Annotated in this window: 16 protein-coding genes and 1 pseudogene; 4 read left to right on the forward strand and 13 right to left on the reverse strand. The window is 65.3% G+C overall.

Annotated elements, in window-relative coordinates:
* Positions 1-97: 97 nt before the first annotated feature.
* Positions 98-877 carry an SDR family NAD(P)-dependent oxidoreductase gene (locus S58_RS24700; RefSeq protein ID WP_015668110.1) on the forward strand — a complete coding sequence of 260 codons (780 nt, stop codon included), beginning with the start codon at positions 98-100 and terminating at the stop codon, positions 875-877.
* Between the two features lie 168 nt (positions 878-1,045).
* A complete protein-coding gene (locus tag S58_RS24705; protein WP_015668111.1) occupies positions 1,046-1,879 on the forward strand; it encodes an alpha/beta hydrolase family protein in 834 nt (277 codons plus the stop codon).
* Positions 1,880-2,116: 237 nt separating this feature from the next.
* Here S58_RS24705 and S58_RS24710 read toward each other — a convergent pair whose 3' ends face one another.
* Positions 2,117-2,410 (reverse strand): hypothetical protein, encoded by a 294-nt coding sequence (locus S58_RS24710; protein ID WP_015668112.1) that lies wholly within the window; start codon positions 2,408-2,410, stop codon positions 2,117-2,119.
* Positions 2,411-2,596: 186 nt separating this feature from the next.
* Here S58_RS24710 and S58_RS24715 point away from each other — a divergent pair, with 186 nt between their 5' ends.
* On the forward strand, positions 2,597-3,208 hold the full coding sequence (locus S58_RS24715) for a flavin reductase family protein (RefSeq protein WP_015668113.1): 612 nt from the start codon (positions 2,597-2,599) through the stop codon (positions 3,206-3,208).
* 40 nt (positions 3,209-3,248) lie between these two features.
* Here S58_RS24715 and sorB read toward each other — a convergent pair whose 3' ends face one another.
* The 3 genes from sorB to yghU all read right to left on the reverse strand — a co-directional run bounded on the left by sorB (position 3,249) and on the right by yghU (position 6,149).
* Entirely contained in the window at positions 3,249-3,572 is a 324-nt protein-coding gene (gene sorB / locus S58_RS24720) for a SorB family sulfite dehydrogenase c-type cytochrome subunit (RefSeq protein WP_015668114.1), read from the reverse strand.
* An 11-nt stretch (positions 3,573-3,583) separates the two neighbouring features.
* Positions 3,584-4,783 carry a SorA family sulfite dehydrogenase catalytic subunit gene (gene sorA / locus S58_RS24725; protein ID WP_015668115.1) on the reverse strand — a complete coding sequence of 400 codons (1,200 nt, stop codon included), beginning with the start codon at positions 4,781-4,783 and terminating at the stop codon, positions 3,584-3,586.
* A gap of 490 nt (positions 4,784-5,273) precedes the next feature.
* Positions 5,274-6,149: a glutathione-dependent disulfide-bond oxidoreductase gene (yghU, locus tag S58_RS24730; RefSeq protein WP_015668116.1), complete on the reverse strand. Its 876-nt coding sequence runs from the start codon at positions 6,147-6,149 to the stop codon at positions 5,274-5,276.
* Between the two features lie 172 nt (positions 6,150-6,321).
* Between yghU and S58_RS24735 the strand changes: the two genes are divergently transcribed.
* Entirely contained in the window at positions 6,322-7,836 is a 1,515-nt protein-coding gene (locus S58_RS24735; RefSeq protein WP_042340199.1) for an acetyl-CoA acetyltransferase, read from the forward strand.
* A 16-nt stretch (positions 7,837-7,852) separates the two neighbouring features.
* Here S58_RS24735 and S58_RS24740 read toward each other — a convergent pair whose 3' ends face one another.
* From S58_RS24740 to S58_RS24775, 9 genes and pseudogenes are all read right to left on the reverse strand, one after another.
* Positions 7,853-8,191, reverse strand: a complete 339-nt coding sequence (locus S58_RS24740; protein ID WP_015668118.1) for a hypothetical protein — start codon at positions 8,189-8,191, stop codon at positions 7,853-7,855.
* 120 nt (positions 8,192-8,311) lie between these two features.
* Positions 8,312-9,406: a J domain-containing protein gene (locus S58_RS24745; protein ID WP_015668119.1), complete on the reverse strand. Its 1,095-nt coding sequence runs from the start codon at positions 9,404-9,406 to the stop codon at positions 8,312-8,314.
* 39 nt (positions 9,407-9,445) lie between these two features.
* Entirely contained in the window at positions 9,446-10,411 is a 966-nt protein-coding gene (locus tag S58_RS24750; protein ID WP_015668120.1) for an MBL fold metallo-hydrolase, read from the reverse strand.
* A 377-nt stretch (positions 10,412-10,788) separates the two neighbouring features.
* The gene (locus tag S58_RS24755) at positions 10,789-12,480 is read right to left on the reverse strand and encodes a methyl-accepting chemotaxis protein (protein ID WP_042340200.1); all 1,692 of its coding nucleotides are present in this window, start codon (positions 12,478-12,480) and stop codon (positions 10,789-10,791) included.
* 275 nt (positions 12,481-12,755) lie between these two features.
* Positions 12,756-14,384 (reverse strand): methyl-accepting chemotaxis protein, encoded by a 1,629-nt coding sequence (locus tag S58_RS24760; protein WP_042340906.1) that lies wholly within the window; start codon positions 14,382-14,384, stop codon positions 12,756-12,758.
* 283 nt (positions 14,385-14,667) lie between these two features.
* On the reverse strand, positions 14,668-16,374 hold the full coding sequence (locus tag S58_RS24765; RefSeq protein ID WP_015668123.1) for a methyl-accepting chemotaxis protein: 1,707 nt from the start codon (positions 16,372-16,374) through the stop codon (positions 14,668-14,670).
* A 238-nt stretch (positions 16,375-16,612) separates the two neighbouring features.
* A pseudogene (locus S58_RS39115) lies at positions 16,613-16,798 on the reverse strand (methyl-accepting chemotaxis protein); the annotation flags it as partial.
* Positions 16,799-16,802: 4 nt separating this feature from the next.
* Positions 16,803-18,320 (reverse strand): ABC transporter substrate-binding protein, encoded by a 1,518-nt coding sequence (locus tag S58_RS24770; protein ID WP_015668124.1) that lies wholly within the window; start codon positions 18,318-18,320, stop codon positions 16,803-16,805.
* 162 nt (positions 18,321-18,482) lie between these two features.
* Positions 18,483-20,186 (reverse strand): methyl-accepting chemotaxis protein, encoded by a 1,704-nt coding sequence (locus S58_RS24775; protein WP_015668125.1) that lies wholly within the window; start codon positions 20,184-20,186, stop codon positions 18,483-18,485.
* Positions 20,187-20,648: the final 462 nt, after the last annotated feature.

The raw sequence follows: 20,648 nt of genomic DNA on the forward strand, positions 1-20,648 counted from the left end.
TTTTTGCGCTTCGCTTGTCCATGGTTGCATCATCCAAATAAACGCAAGCCGCGCACAGCGCGCTCACATCATCGCGGAAACGCCCAAGAGAGCACCCATGACCATGTTCGATCTCACCGGCCGTGTGGCCGTCGTCACCGGCGGCAATGGAGGCATAGGCCTCGGTATCGCCCAGGCACTTGCGTCCAGTGGCTGCAATGTCTCGATCTGGGGCCGCAACGCCGAGAAGAACAAGGCCGCCGCGGCGTCGATGGCCTCAGGCCCAGGCAAGGTCGACACGCGGGTTTGCGACGTGACCAGCGTCGCCTCCGTCGCCGAGGCGATGAAGGCGACGCTCGACACCTTCGGCCGCGTCGACGGCTGCTTCGCCAATGCCGGCATCGGCGGCGGCGGCCGCAAGCCCTTCATCGAGCGCAGCGAGGAGGAATGGCGCACGATGTTCGCGACCAATCTCGACGGCGTGTTCCACGCCTTCCAGGCCGCCGCGCGGCACATGACGGCGCGCGCGGAAGCCGGCGACCCGTTCGGCCGGCTGGTTGCCACGTCCAGCCTCGCCTCGCTGTTCGGCACCGCCCGCAACGAGCACTATGCGGCAACCAAGGCTGCGCTGAACGCGCTGTGCCGCGCGCTTGCCGTCGAGCTCGCACGCCACGGCGTGACCGCGAATGCGATCCTGCCCGGCTGGATCAAGAGCGACATGACGGCTGGCATCATGGCCAACGACAAGTTCGTCGCCAACGTCATGCCGCGGATTCCGGTGCGCCGGTTCGGCGAGCCGTCGGATTTCGGCGGCATCGCGGTGTATCTGATGAGCAAGGCCTCGTCCTACCATACCGCCGATTGCTTCGTCATCGACGGCGGCTATACCGCCTTCTGACCCCGCCCGAGCGGAGGTGAGCCGGACCGTCCTTTCGCTTCCTTGCGAAAGGTTCCGGCGCTTTATGCCCAGATTTCGGAAATTTAATGTGCCTGACGGTGCCACGCCCCCGTGACCTCGGCGTTGTCCATCATCACATAGCGATGAGAGTTGACAGGGAAGGATGCCATGAAGCGCGGTGTGACGGTTTTGGCCTGTGTGTCTGCCCTGGCTGTAGCCGGCTACTTTGCGATGGCCAAATGGGGTATCCAGCACGAGAGCCGAGAGTTCTTCGATGCCGAGCGGCAGCGGCCGATCACGGTCGACGTCGCAGTGCGCCAGGACTACGAGATGAAGGCCAATGCCGGGCTGTGGCGGCTGCCGGTCGCCATCATCAGCAACGGCAACACGGTGAAGAACACCGAGTACTCGTTCCTGGCGAACGTGTTTGCCGCCCGCGGCTATCTGGTTGCCAGCGTCCAGCAGGATCTGCCGACCGACCCGCCGCTCGTCACCGATGTCGGCCAGCCCTATGTCGGCCGGCTCGGCGTCTACAAGAAGGGCGAGGCCAACATCCTTTGCGTGCTGAACGAGATGAAGAAGCGGCATCCGAACGCCGACTACGCACACCTGACACTCGTCGGCCATTCCAATGGCGGCGACACCGCGATGTATTTCGCCAAGGAGCATCCGAACATCGTCAGCCAGGTGGTGACGCTGGACAATCTCCGTGTCCCGTTCGTGATCAGGGACAAGCTGAAGATTCTCTCCTTCCGTTCCGACGATCCCCAGTTCAAGACCGATCCCGGCGTGCTTCCTTCGCAGGTCGGCAAGAAGAGCGGCATCGACATCATCAAGACCGAATTCCAGCACACCTGGATGAGCGACCGGGGCCCTTACACGGCGCGGGAACGGATCCAGGCGACGCTCGACAAATATCTCGGCGGTGACGCGACCAGCGAGCTGGCACCGGCCGATACGGACAACCTGATCGTCAACAATGCGGCAGCCGCGCTGCCCTGACGCCAGCTGAACGTGGCTAACTGAAGGCGAAATACACGGCAGCGCCATCTCGGGCGCGATGCGCGCCCGAGCTTTGCTGGTCGGTCTCCTCGAAGCGAAACGATGGCGCGGGGAATAATGCCGGGTGATGGCCTCATCCGGCACAAGCCTCGTTGCGTGCGACAAACCGGCGCGACGGGCAGACAACGCAGGGCAGCCCCGCATATCGCGCGGCCGCCATGCGCTGCCCGACGAGAATTACTGCTGCGGCTTCTTGACCGGCGGGCCGCTCTTGTTGCCCGGCATGCCCTTGACGTTCGACGGATCCTGCGCGCTCACGTCCGGGTTTTGCCGGTTGATCGTGGAGGACGAACCCACGGTGCCGGTTTCCGTCGCCGAGAGTCCGTTCTTGTTGCCGGGCGCGCCCTGGATGCCCGCTCCGGAATTCTGCGCGCTCGGCGGCGGCGTGGTCTGCTGCTGCCCGCCCTGTGCCAGGGCTGAGCTGGCCGAGACGACGAACGCACACGCAATCAAGCTGACGATTGGTTTCATTGGCGTGACCTCCATTTTGTAGTTGCTGTGCTGTTCGAACGTGGCGCCGCCGCAGCCGTTCCCCGGAACACCAGATTCAGAAAGCGCCGCTGCAGCGGTGATGCGCAGCCGCTGCCCGCTTTATCGGCTTCCGCATTGCACCACCGCCAACTACCCTCCGACGACTCACCGCACCCAGAGGCCGCCATGCAATACCTCTCGACCGATCTCAGCCCGCGCGAGCGCTACAAGATCCTGACCTCGTTCGTGCTGCCGCGACCGATCGCCTGGGTGACGACAACGAGCGGGACGGGGATCGTCAACGCAGCCCCCTTCTCGTTCTTCAACGTGCTCGGCGAGGACCCGCCGCTCTGCGTGTTCGCCATCAACCTGCGTCCGGACGGCCGGGTGAAGGACACGCTGGTCAACATCCGCCGCGCCGGCGAGTTCGTGGTCCACATCACCGACGAGCCGCTGGCAGAGGCGATGCACGAGACCGGCGGCGACTTTCCACCTGAGATCAGCGAGCCCGATCATCTCGGGCTCAGGCTCGCGCCGTCGCGCATGATCGCGGTGCCGCGGCTGGCGGACGCGCCGTTCGCGATGGAGTGCAAGACCTGGCAGCTGATCGACGTCAACGGCGATCGCGTGCTGGTGCTCGGCGAGGGCCTTGCCTTCCACATCCGCGACGAATTGTGGGACACCGAGAAGATGCGGGTCGCGATGGAGCTGTTCCACCCCATCGGCCGCATGTTCGCCGACCGCTACTGCCGCACCAACGACCGGATGGATTTCCCGCCGGCCAAAGGCGCGGGGTGACCTCTCTCACCGCCGCACCACGGCCTCTGCTGGCCGAGCCTCAGTAGGCCGCGGCGAGATAATCGACGATCTTGCCGACGTCGGCTTCGTCGATCGGCGCGGCATAGACCTTGATCATCTTGGTGACCTCCGCCTGCCAGAAGTCCTTCTTGTTCTTCATCGGCGGTTGCGTGTTGATGTAATCCGCCGAATGACAGGCCGTGCAGTTGCCCTGCACGACCTCCAGATTCGGTCCCGGCTTGAAGACGGCCACTTCCTGCGGAATCTGATAGTTGACCGGAGCTGCGGTGACCGAGGCTGGGCCGCTCGCAAGCCAGCACAGGCCGCAACTCATGACGATGGCGATGAGAGATGTCCGTTGCATGGTCATGCTCCCTAGGCCACCGCGACGCGCACGGTTTCGACGACGTTGCGCAAATAGCCAGCCGGATTCCAGCGCGGCGCGTCCGGCTGCGTCTCACCGGAATTGCTGGTCGCCCGGACCTTGAGTTCGTGAGCGCCTGAGGCGAGCTTCACCGGCAGTTTCCATTCGCGGAACGAATATTTGCCGAGGTCCTTGCCGAGCTTGGCGTTGGTCCAGGTCTTGCCGCCGTCGGTCGAGACCGCGACCTCCTTGATGCCTGCCCCGCCGTCGAATGCCATGCCCCGAAGCGTGGTGCGGCCGGTCTTCAGCTTGGCGCCGTCGGCGACGCTGGTGATGAACGAGCGCACGGTGAAGCGGTTGATCGGGATCGTTGCTTTCGGCGTGGTGCCGGGCTCGACCGCATTGTTCGGCGTATCCGGAATCCGGTACGCCGACTTCATCCAGAAGCCGTCGAACACGCTGTCGATCACGGTGATCTCGTTCAGGTGCTTCACCCAGTAGGTACCGTAATAACCGGGCACGATCAGGCGCAGCGGAAAGCCGTTGAGGAACGGCAGGTCCTCGCCGTTCATGCCGTAGGCCAGCATCACCTCGCCGCTCATGGCATGATCGAGGTCGAGCGCCTTGACGAAATCCGGCGTCTTGTCGACGATCGGCCCGTCCATGCCGCCGAAGGTGACCTGCCTGGCGCCGGCCTGCACGCCTGCCATCTCCAGCACGCTCTTCAGCGGCACGCCGCGCCACCGCGCATTGCCCATGGCGCCGTTGCCGAGTTGGCCGCCAGCGACACGCGGCTCGAAAAAGCCGCGGCTGTTGCCGGAGCATTGGTTGACGGCGACGATCTCGGTCGCCTTCATCTTCCGGATGTCCTTGAGCGACAGCTTGAGCGGCTTGTCGACCTTGCCCTTGATCTCGAGCGTGAACTTGTCCGGATCGAGATCGTAGGGTAGGCCCGCCAGATGATAGCGGACGAAGAACGCGTTGTTCGGCGTGATCGGACCGTCATTGAACACCGCGAACGGCGTTTCAAGTTGCGGCGGCCGGCTGGTCAGGCCGATCATGGGCCGTTTCTGCGGATACTTCACCAGCGGCCGTTCGCCATTGGCGAAGGGCAGTGTCACGACGTCCCCGGCCAGTGCGCTGGTCCCGCCAAAGCCGCCCAGCAACGCAGCGAGCCCCGCTCGCTTGAGCAGGTCGCGTCTGTCGATCATGGTACTCCCTCCGGAGTTGTCGTTCCGGCCTGCGGTCATCACCGCAGGTCCAGCTCAGTCGATGGTGTCGGCTTCCGGCACCGGCCACCGTTCCGGATGATGGTTGCACGATTCTCCCGCCGTGAGGAGAGGTGCAAACGTCCGTCCCGCCGCGCTCCTGGAACTCGCAGGGTGGGCAAAGCGCCGCCGTCAGGCGGCGCGTGCCCACCGACGGTGCCGGCAAGGGACCAAGGTGGGCACGGCGCTGGACAGCCATCGCATGCCGCGATGACCTCGGCGCGCCTTTGCCCACCTACGCGCTGTGCAGCACGCGATTGCATCTCAGCTGTCATCACCCGCGAAGGCGGGTGATCCAGTATTCCAGAGACAGTCGTAATAGACGGAGAGGCCGCGGCGTACTGGATGTCCCGCCTGAGCCGGTCATCGGGCTCGCCATAGGCGAGACCCGGTGGCGGGGCATGACAGCAGAGTTTTAGGCCCGAGCGCAGCTCTAAGTCGCCTGCCCGACCTTGTCCTGCGTCTTGGTATCGAAATCGCTGGCGTCGTGGCGCTCGTGGAGCTGGCTTTTTGGATCGCCGGAGACGCGGTTGACCATGCGGCCGCGCTTCACCGGCGTGCGCTGCGCAATCTGGTCAGTCCAGCGCTGGACGTTCTTGTAGTCCTGCACCGAGAGGAATTCCCCGCCCTCATAGAGCAGGCCCTTGGCGAGCGCACCGTACCACGGCCAGACCGCGATGTCGGCGATGGTGTAGTCGGGGCCGGCGAGATATTCGCTCTCGGCGAGACGGCGGTCGAGCACGTCGAGCTGGCGCTTCACCTCCATCGCGAAGCGGTCGATGGCGTATTCGATCTTGGTCGGCGCATAGGCATAGAAGTGACCGAAGCCGCCGCCGAGATAGGGTGCGGCGCCCATCTGCCAGAACAGCCAGGACAGGCATTCGGCGCGCTTGGCCGGCTCGGTCGGCAGGAAGGCACCGAACTTCTCGGCGAGATGGACCAGGATCGCCCCCGACTCGAACACGCGGATGGGCTCTGGCCCGCTGCGGTCCAGCAGCGCCGGGATCTTGGAGTTCGGGTTGATCGCGACGAAGCCCGAGCCGAACTGATCGCCCTCGCCGATGCGGATGAGCCAGGCGTCATATTCGGCGCCTGAATGACCGAGCGCCAGCAGCTCCTCCAGCATCACCGTGACCTTGACGCCATTCGGCGTCCCCAGAGAATAGAGTTGCAAGGGATGACGCCCGACAGGCAATTCCTTCTCAGAGATCGGTCCCGCGATCGGCCGGTTGATGTTGGCGAAGCGGCCGCCGCTCGCCTTGTTCCAGGTCCAGACCTTGGGCGGCACGTAGCTGTTCTGTTCGGACACGAGAAACTCCGGCGTGAGCGGCAAAAGGAGCGAAGATTTTAGGCGCATATGCCGTGAAGCGGAAGCCATGCTGCGCGCGGACGGCGCCCACATTTTCTGCATTGCGCGGTCGAACCTGCGATGACAGAACGGAGACAAGACAACAATGACGGCCCGTCCCTTGGAAACGCCGATGACTGCAAGTGCCCTGCCCCCGGAACGCATTCCCGTGATCGTCGGCGTGGGCGAGATCGTCGATCGCCCCAAGGATATCGGCGACGGTCTCGAGCCGCTGGCGCTGCTCGAACAGGCGATCCGCCGGGCGGAAAATGATGCGGGCGCAAAGCTCATCCATGACACCGGCTCGCTCGACGTCGTCAACTTCCTGAGCTGGCGCTATCGCGATCCCGAGCAACTGCTGGCCCAGCGGCTCGGCGTGACCCCGGCGCATTGCTATTATGGTCCGGTCGGCGGCGAGAGCCCGATCCGCTATCTGCACGAGGCTGCCTTGCGCATCGCACGCGGCGAATGCGAGGTCGCCGTGGTCTGCGGCGCCGAAGCGCAATCGACCGCGACCAAGGCCGAGCGCGCCGGCGTGACCTTGCCGTGGACGCCTTTCGCCCATGACGTCGAAGAGCCGAAACGCGGCGCCGCGTTTCAGAAGCCGCTCGCGGTGAAGCTCGGCGTGTTCCGCCCGGTTTCGGTATATCCGTTCTACGAGGTCGCGAGCGCCGCCAAATGGGGCCAGACACCGCGCCAGGCGCTCGCCGAATCCGGCGAGCTGTGGTCGCGCTTTTCCGCGGTCGCCGCCTACAACCCCAATGCCTGGCTGACGCGGCATTTTGCGCCTGACGAGATCACGACGCCCTCCACCGACAACCGCCCGATCGCCTGGCCCTACACCAAGCTGATGGTCGCCAATCCCATGGTCAACATGGGCGCGGCGCTGATCCTGACCAGCCTGGCGAAGGCGCGCGCGGCGGGCGTTGCCGAGAGCCGCATGATCTATCCGCTCGGCGGCGCGTCGGCGGAGGATCCGCGCGACTATCTCACGCGTGATCAGTTCGCCGAGAGCCATCCGCAGAATGCGGTGCTGCGGGCCGCGATGAATCTGGTCGGCGGCAAGGGGACGGCGTTCGACGTGATCGAGCTCTACAGCTGCTTCCCCTGCGTGCCGAAGATGGCACGGCGAACCCTTTGCCTCGGCGCCGATGTCGAACCGACCGTGACCGGCGGACTGACCTTCTTCGGCGCGCCGCTCAACACCTACATGACGCACGCCGCCTGCGCGATGGTGCGCAGGCTGCGCGGCGGCGGCGCCAGGCGGGGCCTGCTCTATGGCCAGGGCGGCTTCGTCACCAAGCATCATGCGCTGGTGATCTCACGCGAGCCGCCGCCATCGCTGTCACAGGAGGTGAGCGTGCAGGCGGAAGCCGATCGCCATCGCGCCGCTGCACCGGCCTTCGTCAGCGAGGCCAGCGGCAACGGCCGGGTCGAGAGCTTCACCGCGCTATTCGATCGCAACGGCGATGTCGAGCATGGCGTGGTGATGCTTCGCACCGAGCAGAACACGCGCACGCTGGCGCGCGTGCCGGCGCAGGACACAGCCACGCTGGCGCGGCTGATGGATCAGGACAGGACGCCGGTCGGCGCACTCGGCACCATCACGATGACCGCCGACGGGGTACCGGAGTGGCGGGGGAATTAGCTCAGCCTCCGTCACCTCACACGTCTCGCGCCTCGCGCTGCCAGCGCGCATAGGCAATGTCCCAGCTGGGCTCAGCGTCGGACACGAAGCCGAGCGTCTTGCCGGCACCGAGATCGCGGAAGCCGATCATGGCGCGGCGGTGCGCGCCGCTTTTGACATAGGCGCGCATGCTGGCTTCGTCGGTCCAGACCGTCAGGGTGTGGTAGATGCCATTTACCGGGCGGAGCGCGACGCGCAGATTGCCGGACGCCGCACGCGCTTGTCGCACGGCGCGCAGCGTGTGCCACCAGAACCGCACCAGGCGGGTGATGCCGCGATGCGGACGGAAGCCGGTGACGGAAACATACACGTTCATGGCGCGCTCCTGGGATCGCGGACCGCCACGCAGCTCCATCGGCCGCACGGACAGCTGTGAGCACAACGCTGCTCGGCGCATCCTGGATGTCAGACGGCGCAACGAGCCCAGCGAGCCGCTTCAGCGCCCATCGCGCCTGGACGGCGCATTCTCAGGCAGCGCACCCGTGGTCTCCGCAGCCGCCGGAGACGCGTGGCTGTCGCCCGCGAGTTGCTGCTCGCGCTTGCGCTCGAGCGCCTCGTCGCGGCGGGCGGCGGCGATCGCCAGGCCAGGACTGAGCTTGAGCGCCTGATTGAAATCGGCGAGCGCGCGATCGTAGCTCCCCTTTGCCAGCCAGACTGCGCCACGGTCGCTGTACAATTCGGGATCGCTGAAGCTCATGCGCACCGCGCGATCGAGATCGACCAGGGCCTCGTCGAGCTCACCCTTCTGCTGAAACGCAAGGGCGCGATCATGAAACAGCGCGGGGTTGTTCGAATCCAACCTGATCGCCCGCTCGTAGTCGGCCAGCGCGCGGTCCCAGCGTCCCATGCGGCCGAGGTCCCGGGCACGGTAGCGGTAGATGTCGGCAATCCGGGGCGCGAGCCGGACCGCCTCGTCGAAGTCGGCGACGGCGTGCTCCAGATCGCCCTGCTGACTGCGTTCCAGCGCGCGCCTGAGGAAAGCCGCAGCCGTCGTCGGCCCCACCGGCGCTACGGCTCTGGCGTCGGCGGCGGGCGGCTGAGCGGCAGCGCCGATCGCCGGTGGCGGTGATGCCGGACGCATGGCGTTGGCGGTGTCCTGCACGGGCGGCGGCGCGGCCGCCTCGCGTTGCGGCTCGGATCGCGGCTGCGGCGACGGCTGCAGGGTGACCGAGCGCGTCGGCGGCGGCTTGCTCGTCCAATCACCAAGCGACGGCAGCAACAGGATCTCGAGCCCGATCAGGATGGCGCTGAGCACGGCGGTCGCCGCGGTGAACTGCAGGATCGCGTCCCAGCGTTCACGCCGGACGCGGTTGCGCTCGAAGGCGAGATGGTCGTCGTACTCGGTACGCAGGTCAGGGTCGCGCAGCACCTTGTAGGCGACGATGATCATCTTGAGCTGATGCTCCGACGCCGCATCGCCACCCCCTCTGAGATCTGGATGGTGCGCCTTTGCAGCCTGTCGAAAGGCCCGCTTGATCGTATCGAGATCGGCGCGCGGCGAAACACCGAGCACCTCGTAATGCGTTTTCATAATTCAGCCTCGCGGCCCGCTCCCCCGCTCCGTTCGGGATCACGCGGGAAGCATGTCGAGCGCATAATGGGCGCCATCGCGAACGAGCCGGCCAAACCCGGGCCATGGAAAATGCGAACCGCAGATCAACATCCTTTCTGCAAGCACACGATCGAGCAATCTGCGCCGGCTGACCTCGGCGGCAGGGCCGTCCTGGTCATAGGCGCCGTGCCATTCGGGATGGCTCAGGCAGAACGCCGGCACGTAGGCGGTGTCGCCGGAGATCATCAGCTGCTCCGGACCGGAGCTGAGATGAAACGCGGTATGGCCCGGCGTGTGGCCGGGGACGCTGACGAAACGAATGCCGGGCACGACCTCGTCCTCGCCCTCGACCGGCAGCACGTTCTTCCAGCTCGGGATCACGCCCTGGATGCGGCGGGCCAGCGATTGCCGCCAGGGCGGCAGGCGGCTGGTCAGCGAAGGATCGGTCCAGAATGTGTATTCAGCCGCTGCCACGATGATCTCGGCATTGGGAAACACCGGCGCATCGGTGTCCTCGCCGAGCAGCCCAAATATGTGATCGGGATGGAAATGCGAGATGAGGATGGTGTCGATCTCGTGCCGATGGATGCCGGCCGCTTTGAGATTGTCCAGCATCCGGCCCGAAATGAAGATGGAGTCGGAATTGTAGCCCTGCACCTGGCCGCCGCCACCGGCGTCACACAGCACGGTCTTGCCCTTGAGCCGCACCACGAAGGTGGAGATCGGCACGGGGACGAAGGCGGAGTTGAAGCCTGCTGCGCGCAGCGCATCCTTGACGTCGCTGATGCTGGCATTGCTGAAGAAACCCGCTTCGTGCGGCTTCTCCCACATCCCATCGTAGAGCGCGGTCACCTCGGCATCGCCGACCGTGATCCGGTAATAGCCGCGCTCCGGGTCCGTCGTGCGACGACGCGGCTTGGCGGCAACGACGGCAAGACTCGCATCGAGACCGAGGGCGGCCGCGGCGGTGGCCGCCGACAGCACCAGGCTCCTTCGCGAAAGTCCACCCGCAATCGAATTGCCCGCCACTAAAATGTACCGCCGGTTGAACAAATATCGAATGCAAGTAAATCTCTGCACCTTAGCGGGATTAAGGCGTGACGGGGGCCTTTCTGGCAGGGGGTGTCATGTGTGTGGAGTTTGCAACGGTGCGGTGCTGATTAGGTCGCTCGAAGCACCACCGAGCTGCGCCGAACGGCGCAAACATGCGCATCCACGACGAGGCGGATCTCATGTCGGTTGCGGTCGGTCGGATCGGAGTTGTAAGGCAGCAACGGCAGCCGGCCGCGCCGCACCGTTCGGCTATCGGACGTGACCGCGGCCCATCTCAACCGCGGTCACTCGCTCGGTCGCCGTCGGGATCAGGCAGCGCGAACCGATTGCAGGAAGCGGCTGACCTCCTGTTTGAGGCGATTGCTGTCGCCCGAAAGCTGGCGTGCGGCGGTGAGCACCTGGCTCGAGGTGTCGCCGGTCTCGCTGGCGCCGCGCTGGACGTCCGAGATGTTGGCGGACACCTGCTGCGTGCCCATCGCAGCGTGCTGGATGTTGCGCGAGATCTCGGAGGTCGCTGCGCCCTGCTCCTCGACCGCGGCCGCCACGGTCGCTGCGATCTCCGAAAGGCGTTCGATCGTCGTCGAGATCTCCCTGATGGCGCCGACCGATTCCTGCGTGGCTCCCTGGATGCCGGAGATCTGCTGGCCAATCTCGCCGGTCGCCTTGGCGGTCTGCTCGGCCAGCGCCTTGACCTCGGACGCCACGACCGCGAAGCCTCGGCCCGCTTCGCCGGCCCGCGCGGCCTCGATGGTGGCATTGAGCGCCAGCAGGTTGGTCTGGCCGGCGATCGTGTTGATCAGCTCGACGACGTCGCCGATCCGGGTGGCGGCCTTGGACAGCTCCCCGACGCGGTCATTGGTACGGCGGGCCTGCTCGACGGCATCGGAGGCGATGCGCGCCGATTCCTGCACCTGGCGGCTGATCTCCCTGACCGAAGAGGTCAGCTCTTCGGTCGCGGACGCTACCGCCTGAACGTTCGCCGAGGCCTCTTCAGACGCCGCTGCAACAGTGGTCGAGAGCTCCTGCCCGCGCACGGCGGTGCTCGACAGCGAGTTGGCCGAACTCTCCAGCTCGCCCGACGCCGAGGAGACGGTCTCGACGATCTTGCCGATCGCGCCCTCGAAATTGTCGGCGAGCGTCGACATCTCCTGCTTGCGCGAAACGGCCGCGCGCTGTTCCTGCTCCAGGAGCTCCCTGGCATTGAAGCGCACCATCGTCTGCACGGTCTGCAGGTTGCGCAAGGCGCGGCCGATCTCGTCGTCGCGCTCGATGTGCATGCGGGTGTCGAGCTTGCCCTGGGTGATGCTCTCCATCGTCTCGTTCAGATGATCGAGCGGCCCCGCGATCACCTTCATCGTGCGCAAGCCGATCAGGCCGCAGAGCACGACACCGGCCGCCGCAATCCCTGCGCCGGTCATGCCGCCGAGCCCGCCCTCGCCAAAGGAGATCACGCCGAGCACGATCAGAAACAGCGCCTGCAGGCCGACCAGCGTCCGCAGCCTTGCTGCGATCGTGCCGGTGAACATCGCGAGGTGGTCGAACACCGAGCGGCGGCGGACGATGCCGTCCTCGATCTTGTAGCCGTGCGGCTTCTTTTCGCGGATCGCGGCATAGACCTGCTCGGCTTCTGCGCGCTGGTCGGACGGCAGCTTGGTGCGTACCGACGTATAACCGACCAACTGGCCGTCCTTGAGGATCGGCGAGGCCGTCGCCAGCACCCAATAGTAGTCACCATTCTTGCGGCGGTTCTTGACGGCGCCGACCCAGGGGCGGCCCGCCTTGAGGGTGGTCCAGAGATTCTCGAACGCCTCCGGCGGCATGTCGGGATGGCGCACGATGTTGTGCGGCTGCCCCATCAGCTCGGCTTCGGTGAAGCCGGCCGCGTTGACGAAGTCGCGGTTGAAGAAGGTCAGCTTGCCCTTGGCATCGGTCTTCGACACGATCAGGGTGTCATCCGTGACCGGATATTCGACGGCGGTGACGGGCAGGTTCTTGCGCATGGCGCGGCTCTCGATCGACGATAATGGTGGGGAGGCCATGCCTTCCTTTGGCATGGCGACGGTTGCGGCGGATGACGTCGATTATTGTCGACGCCGATTAACCTAAGATAAAGTTGGCGCAACCGGGAAAGTACGGCGTGGGATGCTTGTGATTTGGAGTTGCACCATCGCGCAAGGCGGTGCGCACCCGACATCGGCATGAACCGCACGAAAAAACGGCGGCAACCCTGTTGCCGCCGTCGTTTCGAAAGGTCCTACGGCCGCGCAGGGGAGGATCAGGCGGCGCGCACCGTCTCCAGGAAGCGGCTCACTTCGACTTTCAGCCGGTTGCTGTCAGACGACAGCGCCTGGGCTGCGGACAACACTTCCGACGAAGCCGAACCGGTTTCGTTGGCCCCGCGCTGCACCTCGACGATGTTGGTCGAGACATCCTTGGTGCCCTGCGAGGCGTGCTGGACGTTACGCGAAATCTCCTGCGTTGCCGCGCCCTGCTCCTCGACGGCCGCGGCGATCGTTGAAGCGATTTCCGAGAGCCTCTCGATGGTCCCCGAAATCTCCCTGATGGCTCCGACCGATTCCTGGGTCGCGCTCTGGATCCCCGAAATCTGCTGACCGATCTCACCGGTCGCCTTCGAGGTCTGCTCGGCCAGCGCCTTGACCTCGGTCGCAACCACCGCGAAGCCGCGGCCAGCCTCACCGGCACGCGCCGCCTCGATCGTGGCATTGAGCGCCAGCAGGTTGGTCTGGCCGGCGATGGTGTTGATGAGCTCGACGACATCGCCGATCCGGGCGGCAGCCTTGGACAGCTCGCTCACCTGCTCGTTGGTCCGCCGTGCCTGGGTGACGGCCTCACCCGCCATGCGGGCCGATTCCTGCACTTGGCGGCTGATCTCGGTCACCGATGACGAAAGCTCTTCGGTAGCGGAGGCGACCGATTGCACGTTGGTCGAGGCCAGCTCGGAGGCCGACGCAACCGTGGTGGTGATCTCCTGTGCGCGTTCGGCGGAGCGGCTCAGCGAATTGGCCGACGTCTCCAGACGCCCCGAGGCACTGGAGACGGCGTTGACGATGTCGCCGACGGTCTGCTCGAAGCGGCCGGCAAGATCCATCATGTCGCGACGGCGATGCTCGGCCTGTCGGCGCTCCGTCTCCTTCTGCTCGGCCTCGAGCGCCTGGACGCGGATGGCGTTGTCCTTGAAGATCTGCACGGCCTTGGCCATGTCGCCGACTTCGTCAAGGCGATCGGAATAGGGAATCGTGACGCTCAGATCGTTGGCGGCAAGCCGCCCCATCGCCGCGGTCATGCTGGTGATGCCCCGGGTGACCGCGGAGTTCAGCACGAGCAGCGCGAGCAGCGCGATGACGGCCATCGTGATGCCACCCGCCAAGATCGCCGTCTTCGACGAGGCAAGCGCGGCGTCCGCAGCGTCGGCCCGGGTCTGCAGCAGCGACGCTTCGGCATCGACCACCTCCTTCGTCAGACCGCGCAGAGCATCCATGTACTTCTTGCCGGCGCCGGAGGACATGATCTTGTGAGCCTCCGCTACCGTCTGCGGATTGCGCATCAGCGCGATTTCCTTCTCCGCCACGTCCTGCCGCCAGCCGGAAGCGGCCTTCTCGATCTGCTCGAAGCGGCGCTGCTGGGCCGGGTTGTCAGACGTCAGTTGCTTCACCTCGGCCAGCGCCTTCTTGAAAGCTGCATCAGAATTCTTGTAGGGCTCCAGGAAGTTGTCGGTGCCGCCGATGAGGAAGCCGCGCACACCGGTTTCGGCATCCACCATCGCAGAGACCAGCGCCTTGGCCTGGTCCATCACCTGATAGGTATGGACGGTCCAGCCGTTGTTCTGGGCCAGCGTGGACAGATTCTGCCACGTGACCACGCTGGCGATGGCAGACACCACCATCGTCAGCAGGAAGGCGGCCGCGATCTTGCGCGACGTCTTCATGTTCATCAAAAACGACAGCATGTGGAGCCCTCTGGAGAATTGCGGCCCCTGCAGTGGCAGGCGGCGAGTTGACAGGCGATAGTGACAATTCGCCTTGATGCGTTAAAACATGTGTTAAGAATTGTGGTCGTAGTTTCCCGGGGTACTGGCGCACCCGCTCCTTGGGAGAGTATCCGGCGCAAGCAAAAAGGGCGCGGCCTCTCGGCCACGCCCTGATCTCGCCGGCAGCCGCGCTCTGCGATCAGGCGGCGCGGACGGTGTCCAGGAAACGTCCGACCTCGATCTTCAGCCGGTTGCTGTCACCCGACAGCATCTGCGCCGCCGAGAGCACCTGGGACGAGGCCGAGCCGGTCTCGCTGGCGCCACGCTGCACCTCGGCGATATTGGATGACACCTGCTGGGTACCGATCGACGCCTGCTGGATGTTGCGCGAGATTTCCTGGGTCGCCGCGCCCTGCTCCTCGACGGCGGCCGCGATGGCCGAGGAGATTTCCGACAGCTTCTCGATGGTGCCGGAGATCTCGCGAATGGCGCCGACCGACTCCTGGGTCGCCGACTGGATGCTGCCGATCTGCTGGCCGATCTCGCCGGTGGCCTTGGCGGTCTGCTCGGCGAGCGCCTTCACCTCCGAGGCGACCACAGCAAAGCCGCGACCCGCCTCCCCGGCGCGCGCCGCCTCGATGGTCGCGTTGAGCGCCAGCAGATTGGTCTGGCCGGCAATGGTGTTGATCAGCTCGACGACGTCGCCGATGCGGGTCGCAGCCTTCGACAATTCGCCGACCCGGTCGTTGGTCCGCCGCGCCTGGTCGACCGCCTCGCCGGCCATGCGCGCGGACTCCTGCACCTGACGGCTGATCTCGGTGACCGAGGACGCCATCTCTTCGGTCGCGGACGCCACCGACTGCACGTTGGTCGAGGCTTCCTCGGAGGCGGCGGCGACCGTAGTCGCGAGCGTCTGCGAGCGGCTGGCCGTCGATGTCAGGGTGGTCGCCGACGCTTCCAGCTCGGTCGACGCCGACGACACGGTGTGCACGATCTCGCCCACGGCGGACTCGAAGCCGTCGGCCATCTTGTGCATCTCGGCGCGGCGCTTCTCGGCCATCAGCTTGTCCATCGCGATCTTGGCCTCGGCCTCCTGCTGCGCCTTCTCGGCCAGCATCACCTTGATGCCGCCAACGGCCTCGGCGGTTTCGCCGATCTCGTCGCCGCGTCCTTCGCCCGACACCGCGACGTCTTCGCCCTTCGCCATCCGCTGCAGCACGGCGACCAGCGCACGCATCGGCTTGGCGATGCCGTATTGTCCGATCACGAAGCCGAGCGACAGCCCGAGCACGATCCCGAAGCCGGCCACGGTAATCAGCATGCGCGAGGTCTTCTCATATTGCTCCTCGGCATCTTTGGCGAGATTCTCGACCCGCGCGTTCAGACGGTCGGCGACATCCTTCACCCGCGCCTGAAGCTTTTCGGCGTCGGCGCGGCTCTTCATCGCGGCGTCGCGCATGCGTTCGGTCTGCTCGTTCAGTTGTACGTCCTTGACCGTCCCGATGATCCGAAACGTTTCATCGATCCCCTTCTCGTACTCCGCATAGGCGGCACGAACGTCGGGGATCATCGCCTTGGCCTGATCGTCATTGGTCTTCGCAACTTCGGCAAGATGCTCGGTGAACAACTTGCGCTGCTCCTGTGCGACTTTCAGGGCGGCATCGCGGTTCTCCGCGTGCGGGTCGAGTGCGGCGCGGAATTCAGCGCGGTTCATTGCGATGACGTTCTGGTTGGCCCGGGCAGCGTGAAGCGCCCGATTGGCGGCCATGGCCATCTTGCTGGAATCTTCCGCCACGATCCCCAGCGCGCTGATGGCGAACCAGCTGATCGTGACAGCCACGGCGGCCATCAGCACGACGATTGCAAGGATTTTAGTCAGCACACGAAAGCGGGAGAGAAACGACATCGATTACCTCATTCGGACCTAAAGGGAGGCACGGATGAAGGCTCTGCTTCGCCATTGATGCTGAAGAGAGACATCTTTGCCCCATCTGTACAATGTTGGACAGATGGAACTTTCTCTGTTGAATCGAAAGATAGATTAATTTTCGGAACCGTAAGATTCCGGCCGGGCTGCACCGGACGCGCATCCGACGCGCGGCCGGACAGAACCCGCGCGTCTCGAGCCATGAAGGGCTGCGCCAAGCTGCGCGCGCCTTCTCCAGAAAGCGCGACACTTCGATCTTAAGCCGGTTGCTGTCACGCGACAGCATCTGCGCCGCATAGAGCACCTGGGATGAGGCGGTGCCGGTCTCGCTGGCGCCGTGCTGCACCTCGGCGATGTTGGACGAGACCTACTGGGTCCCGATCGACGCCTGCTGGATGTTGCGCGGTTCATTCCAGCTCGATCGCCTGATAGGCGCCGGTCTCGTCGAGCGCCGTACCCCAGATCTTGTGCGAGGCCTGGTGCTCGGCGGGGGCGAAGTTGAGCAAGGCTCCAAGGCCGAGATCGATGTTGCGCATGGACTCGAGCGTATCGATCAAGCGCTCGGTGTCGAGCTGCGGGCCGGCCTTCTTCAGGGCTTGAACGAGGATGCTCGCCTCGATGTAGCCTTCGAGCGAGGTGTAGTCCGGCGGCTCGCCGGGGAAATGCTTCGCCAGCGCGACCTTGTAGTCGAGCACCAGGCTCGAATAGCCGGAGACGGCGGGGACGGCCTGGGTCACGACGACCCCCGCCGCGTAGCGCGGGCCGAGCAGCATCAGCTCGTTGGCAAGCGCCGAGGCGCCGACTGCCGACACGTTGACGAAGATGACGCCGGGGAGCGCGTCGTGCGCCTTTTCGATGAACTTCGCCGCCGCGCGCGAGGTCGCGACCATGATCACCGCGCGGACGGGCACCTTCTGAGCCTTGAGCTGGTTGATCGCAGGCTCCACATCCACAGTGTTGCGGGCGTAGTTGGCGCGCAGGATCGCGGCGTCGTTGAGGCCGAGGGCGCGATACGCCTTCGCCACCCCGGCAAACCCTGCATCACCGAAGGTATCGTCCTGCGCGAACAGCGCAATCTGGCGCGGCTGGATCCGGCGCAGCTTCACCAGATAGCGCACCAGCGCGTCGGCTTCTTCCGAATAGCTCGGCCGATAGTTGAAGACATAGCGGTCCGGAGGATCGTGGCGCGTGACGTTCGCTCCGGTGTAGGGGCTGAAGAACAGCACCCGGCGCTCGAGTGAATAAGGGATCGCGACGGCGGCCGTGGCGGTCCCGAAATTGCCGATGAAGCCGAACACCTGCTCCTTCTCATAGAGCTGCTTCATCGCGTCGAGCGTGCGGTTCGGATCATAGCCGTCGTCGGCGACCATGAGCTTGAGCATGCGGCCATTGACGCCGCCGGATTCATTGACGCGGTTGAAGGCCGCTTCGATACCGACCTTGAGCAGGCGACCGGATTCCTTGTTCGCGCCCGACATCGGCACCACGCTGCCGAAGATGATCTCACGGTCCGTGACGCCGCGAACCGGCGAGGTTGTCGTCGCGCCCGTCGCCCCGGTTGCCGCGACGGAGAGCTGTCCGACCGTGGCGTCGGGCGTCGCACCTGCCGCCGGTGCACCGATCGACCGTTCGAGGTCTCCGAGCTGGAGCTCGGCGCGTCGGCAGTCCTGGCGCCCGCTCGCCACCGCGGCGCGACCGTCGGCGATGTGGCGATCGAACAGCCGCGTCAGCTCGCCACGATCGGCGTCGTTGTTCGACGCCTCCCGGATGACGGCCTGGAACTTGCCGATGACGGCCTGGATACGTGGACGCGGAATGTCGTTGCAGGCAAGCGCCGACCCGATGACGGGACCGATTTTACCGCTGAGGTCACGCACGACGGTCAGGTTCTCGCCAGGCGCGGCATGGCTTGGAGTGGCGACCATGAGCGCGAGCACAATCGCCGAACAACTCGCAAATGATTTCGTAGGGTTCACGACAGCGTTGCGAGGCCGGAAGTCAAGGAAGGTGATCATGACAGGAATTCAAACCCATTGAGACGTGTTGGCCTGGGAGTTCATTCAGCCCGTGAGGTCGTTGCAGATCCGTCAGGCGGCCCGGACCGATTGCAGGAAGCGGCTGACCTCGCGCTTCAAGCGGTTGCTGTCGGTCGACAGCCCCTGGGCGGCTTCCAGCACCTCGGTCGAAGCCGAGCCCGTCTCGGTGGCACCGCGCTGCACGTCGGTGATGTTGAGGGACACCTGCTGGGTGCCGTGCGCGGCCTGCTGCACGTTGCGCGAAATCTCACGCGTCGCTGCGTTCTGCTCCTCCACCGCAGCGGCGATCGTCGATGAGACTTCCGACAGCCGCTCGATGCTCCCGGAAATCAGCCTGATCGCATTCACCGATTCCTGCGTCGCCGCCTGGATGCCCGTCACCTGCTGGCCAATCTCGTCGGTCGCCTTGGCGGTCTGCTCGGCCAGCGCCTTCACTTCGGCGGCGACCACCGCAAAGCCCCGCCCGGCCTCGCCGGCGCGCGCCGCTTCGATGGTGGCGTTCAGCGCCAGCAGGTTGGTCTGACCGGCGATGCTGTTGATCAGTTCGACCACGTCACCGATGCGGCTCGCCGCGCGGGAGAGCTCGCTCACCCGTTCGTTCGTCCGCTTCGCCTGCTCGACGGCTTCATTGGCCATGCGCGCCGACTCCTGCACCTGACGACCGATCTCGGTGACCGAGGACGTCATTTCCTCGGTGGCGGAGGCGACCGACTGCACGTTGGTGGAGGCTTCCTCGGAAGCGGCCGCCACTACTGTCGCAAGCTCGCCGGCCCGCACCGCCGTCTTGCTCAGCGTGTCCGCGGACACTTCCAGCTTGGACGAGGCCGAGGACACGGTGTCGACGATCTCGCCGACCGCGCCCTCGAAGTCGTCGGCCATCTTGTGCATGTCGGCCTTGCGGCGGGCCAGCGCCCGCTGCTCGGCTTCCTTCTGCTCGGCCTCCAGCGCGTGACGTGCGACCGCATTGCTCTTGAACACTTCGACCGCACCTGCCATCTCGCCGATCTCGTCGCCGCGGCCGATCCCGGGCACCTCGACGTCGAGGCGGCCGCCGGCCAGGCTCTTCATGGCCGCCGTCATCCGATGCAGCGGGCCGGTGATGCCGCGTCCGACGATCGTCGAGACGACGAGCAGGACCAGAAGAACGAGCCCGGCCGCCATCAAGGACTGCCGGGTCGACGCCCAGGCCTGCGCCGACAGGTCGTCGATGTAGACGCCGGTGCCGACGAGCCAATTCCAGGGCGCGAAGCCCGCAACATGCGTGAGCTTGGGCTGCGGGGTCTCGGAGCCCGGCTTCGGCCAGTCATAGTCGACGAAGCCGCTACCGTGCTGCCGGACGACGTCGACCATTTCGATGAACAGCTTCTTGCCGTTCGGATCCTTCATGTCGGAGACATCCTGGCCGACCAGCTTGGTCGAGATCGGATGCATCAGCATTCGCGCCGTCATGTCGGTGACGAAGAAATACTCAGAACCGCCGTAGCGCAGCATCGAGGCGCGCTCCAGGGCGCGCTTCTGGGCCTCGGCCACCGAGATCGTTCCCTTCTGTGCGGCGGCATGCTCTTCGGCGAAGATGCCGAGCGCGAGCTCGGTCAGATGCCGGAGCTCGAGCTGCTTCTGCTGCTTGAGGCCGGCGGCGAGCTCACGGGAATTGAAGGCGGCAAGGCCGATCAGGCCAATGAAGCTCAGTCCGATCAAGGCATAGATCTTGATGCCGATCGTGAGCTTGAGGCGAGAGGGTGGTGCAAGCGACATGTCAGTCTCCACGGGCGCGACTGTGGTTGTTGGGCGCTCGGGGAACAGATCGTGTCGATGGGCCTGGGCTCGCCCTCGCATGCACGCAAACAGGCCCGACAGCCCATGCGTGGAACCGTATGAAACACGGTATTAGGTCTGGTTAACGCGATGTCCGTGCAAATACGGAGCGGCAACCGGAATCGGTTGTCACTCGGCCCAGATCGGTAACGCGCTCCGGCTCTGCCGTGCGGCGCGTTGTCTCATGTGGTTCGAGGCTGACGAGGAAAGCGCCTTTTGCCCGTGGAGCTCGGCCGCGCCAGTTTGCGAACGGCACCACTATGCCCGCCGACTCTTAATGCAAGTTAAATACGCAGGTTGAACACGCAGGTTAATCGGACGGGTCCCGATCCCTGTCTCTCGCGCCCGCGACGGAGTCGTCTCGGGCGAAGTGGCGCTGGGACGAAAAGGCCGCAGGCCCTG

The sequence above is a fragment of the Bradyrhizobium oligotrophicum S58 genome (genome assembly GCF_000344805.1).
GTDB lineage: Bacteria > Pseudomonadota > Alphaproteobacteria > Rhizobiales > Xanthobacteraceae > Bradyrhizobium > Bradyrhizobium oligotrophicum.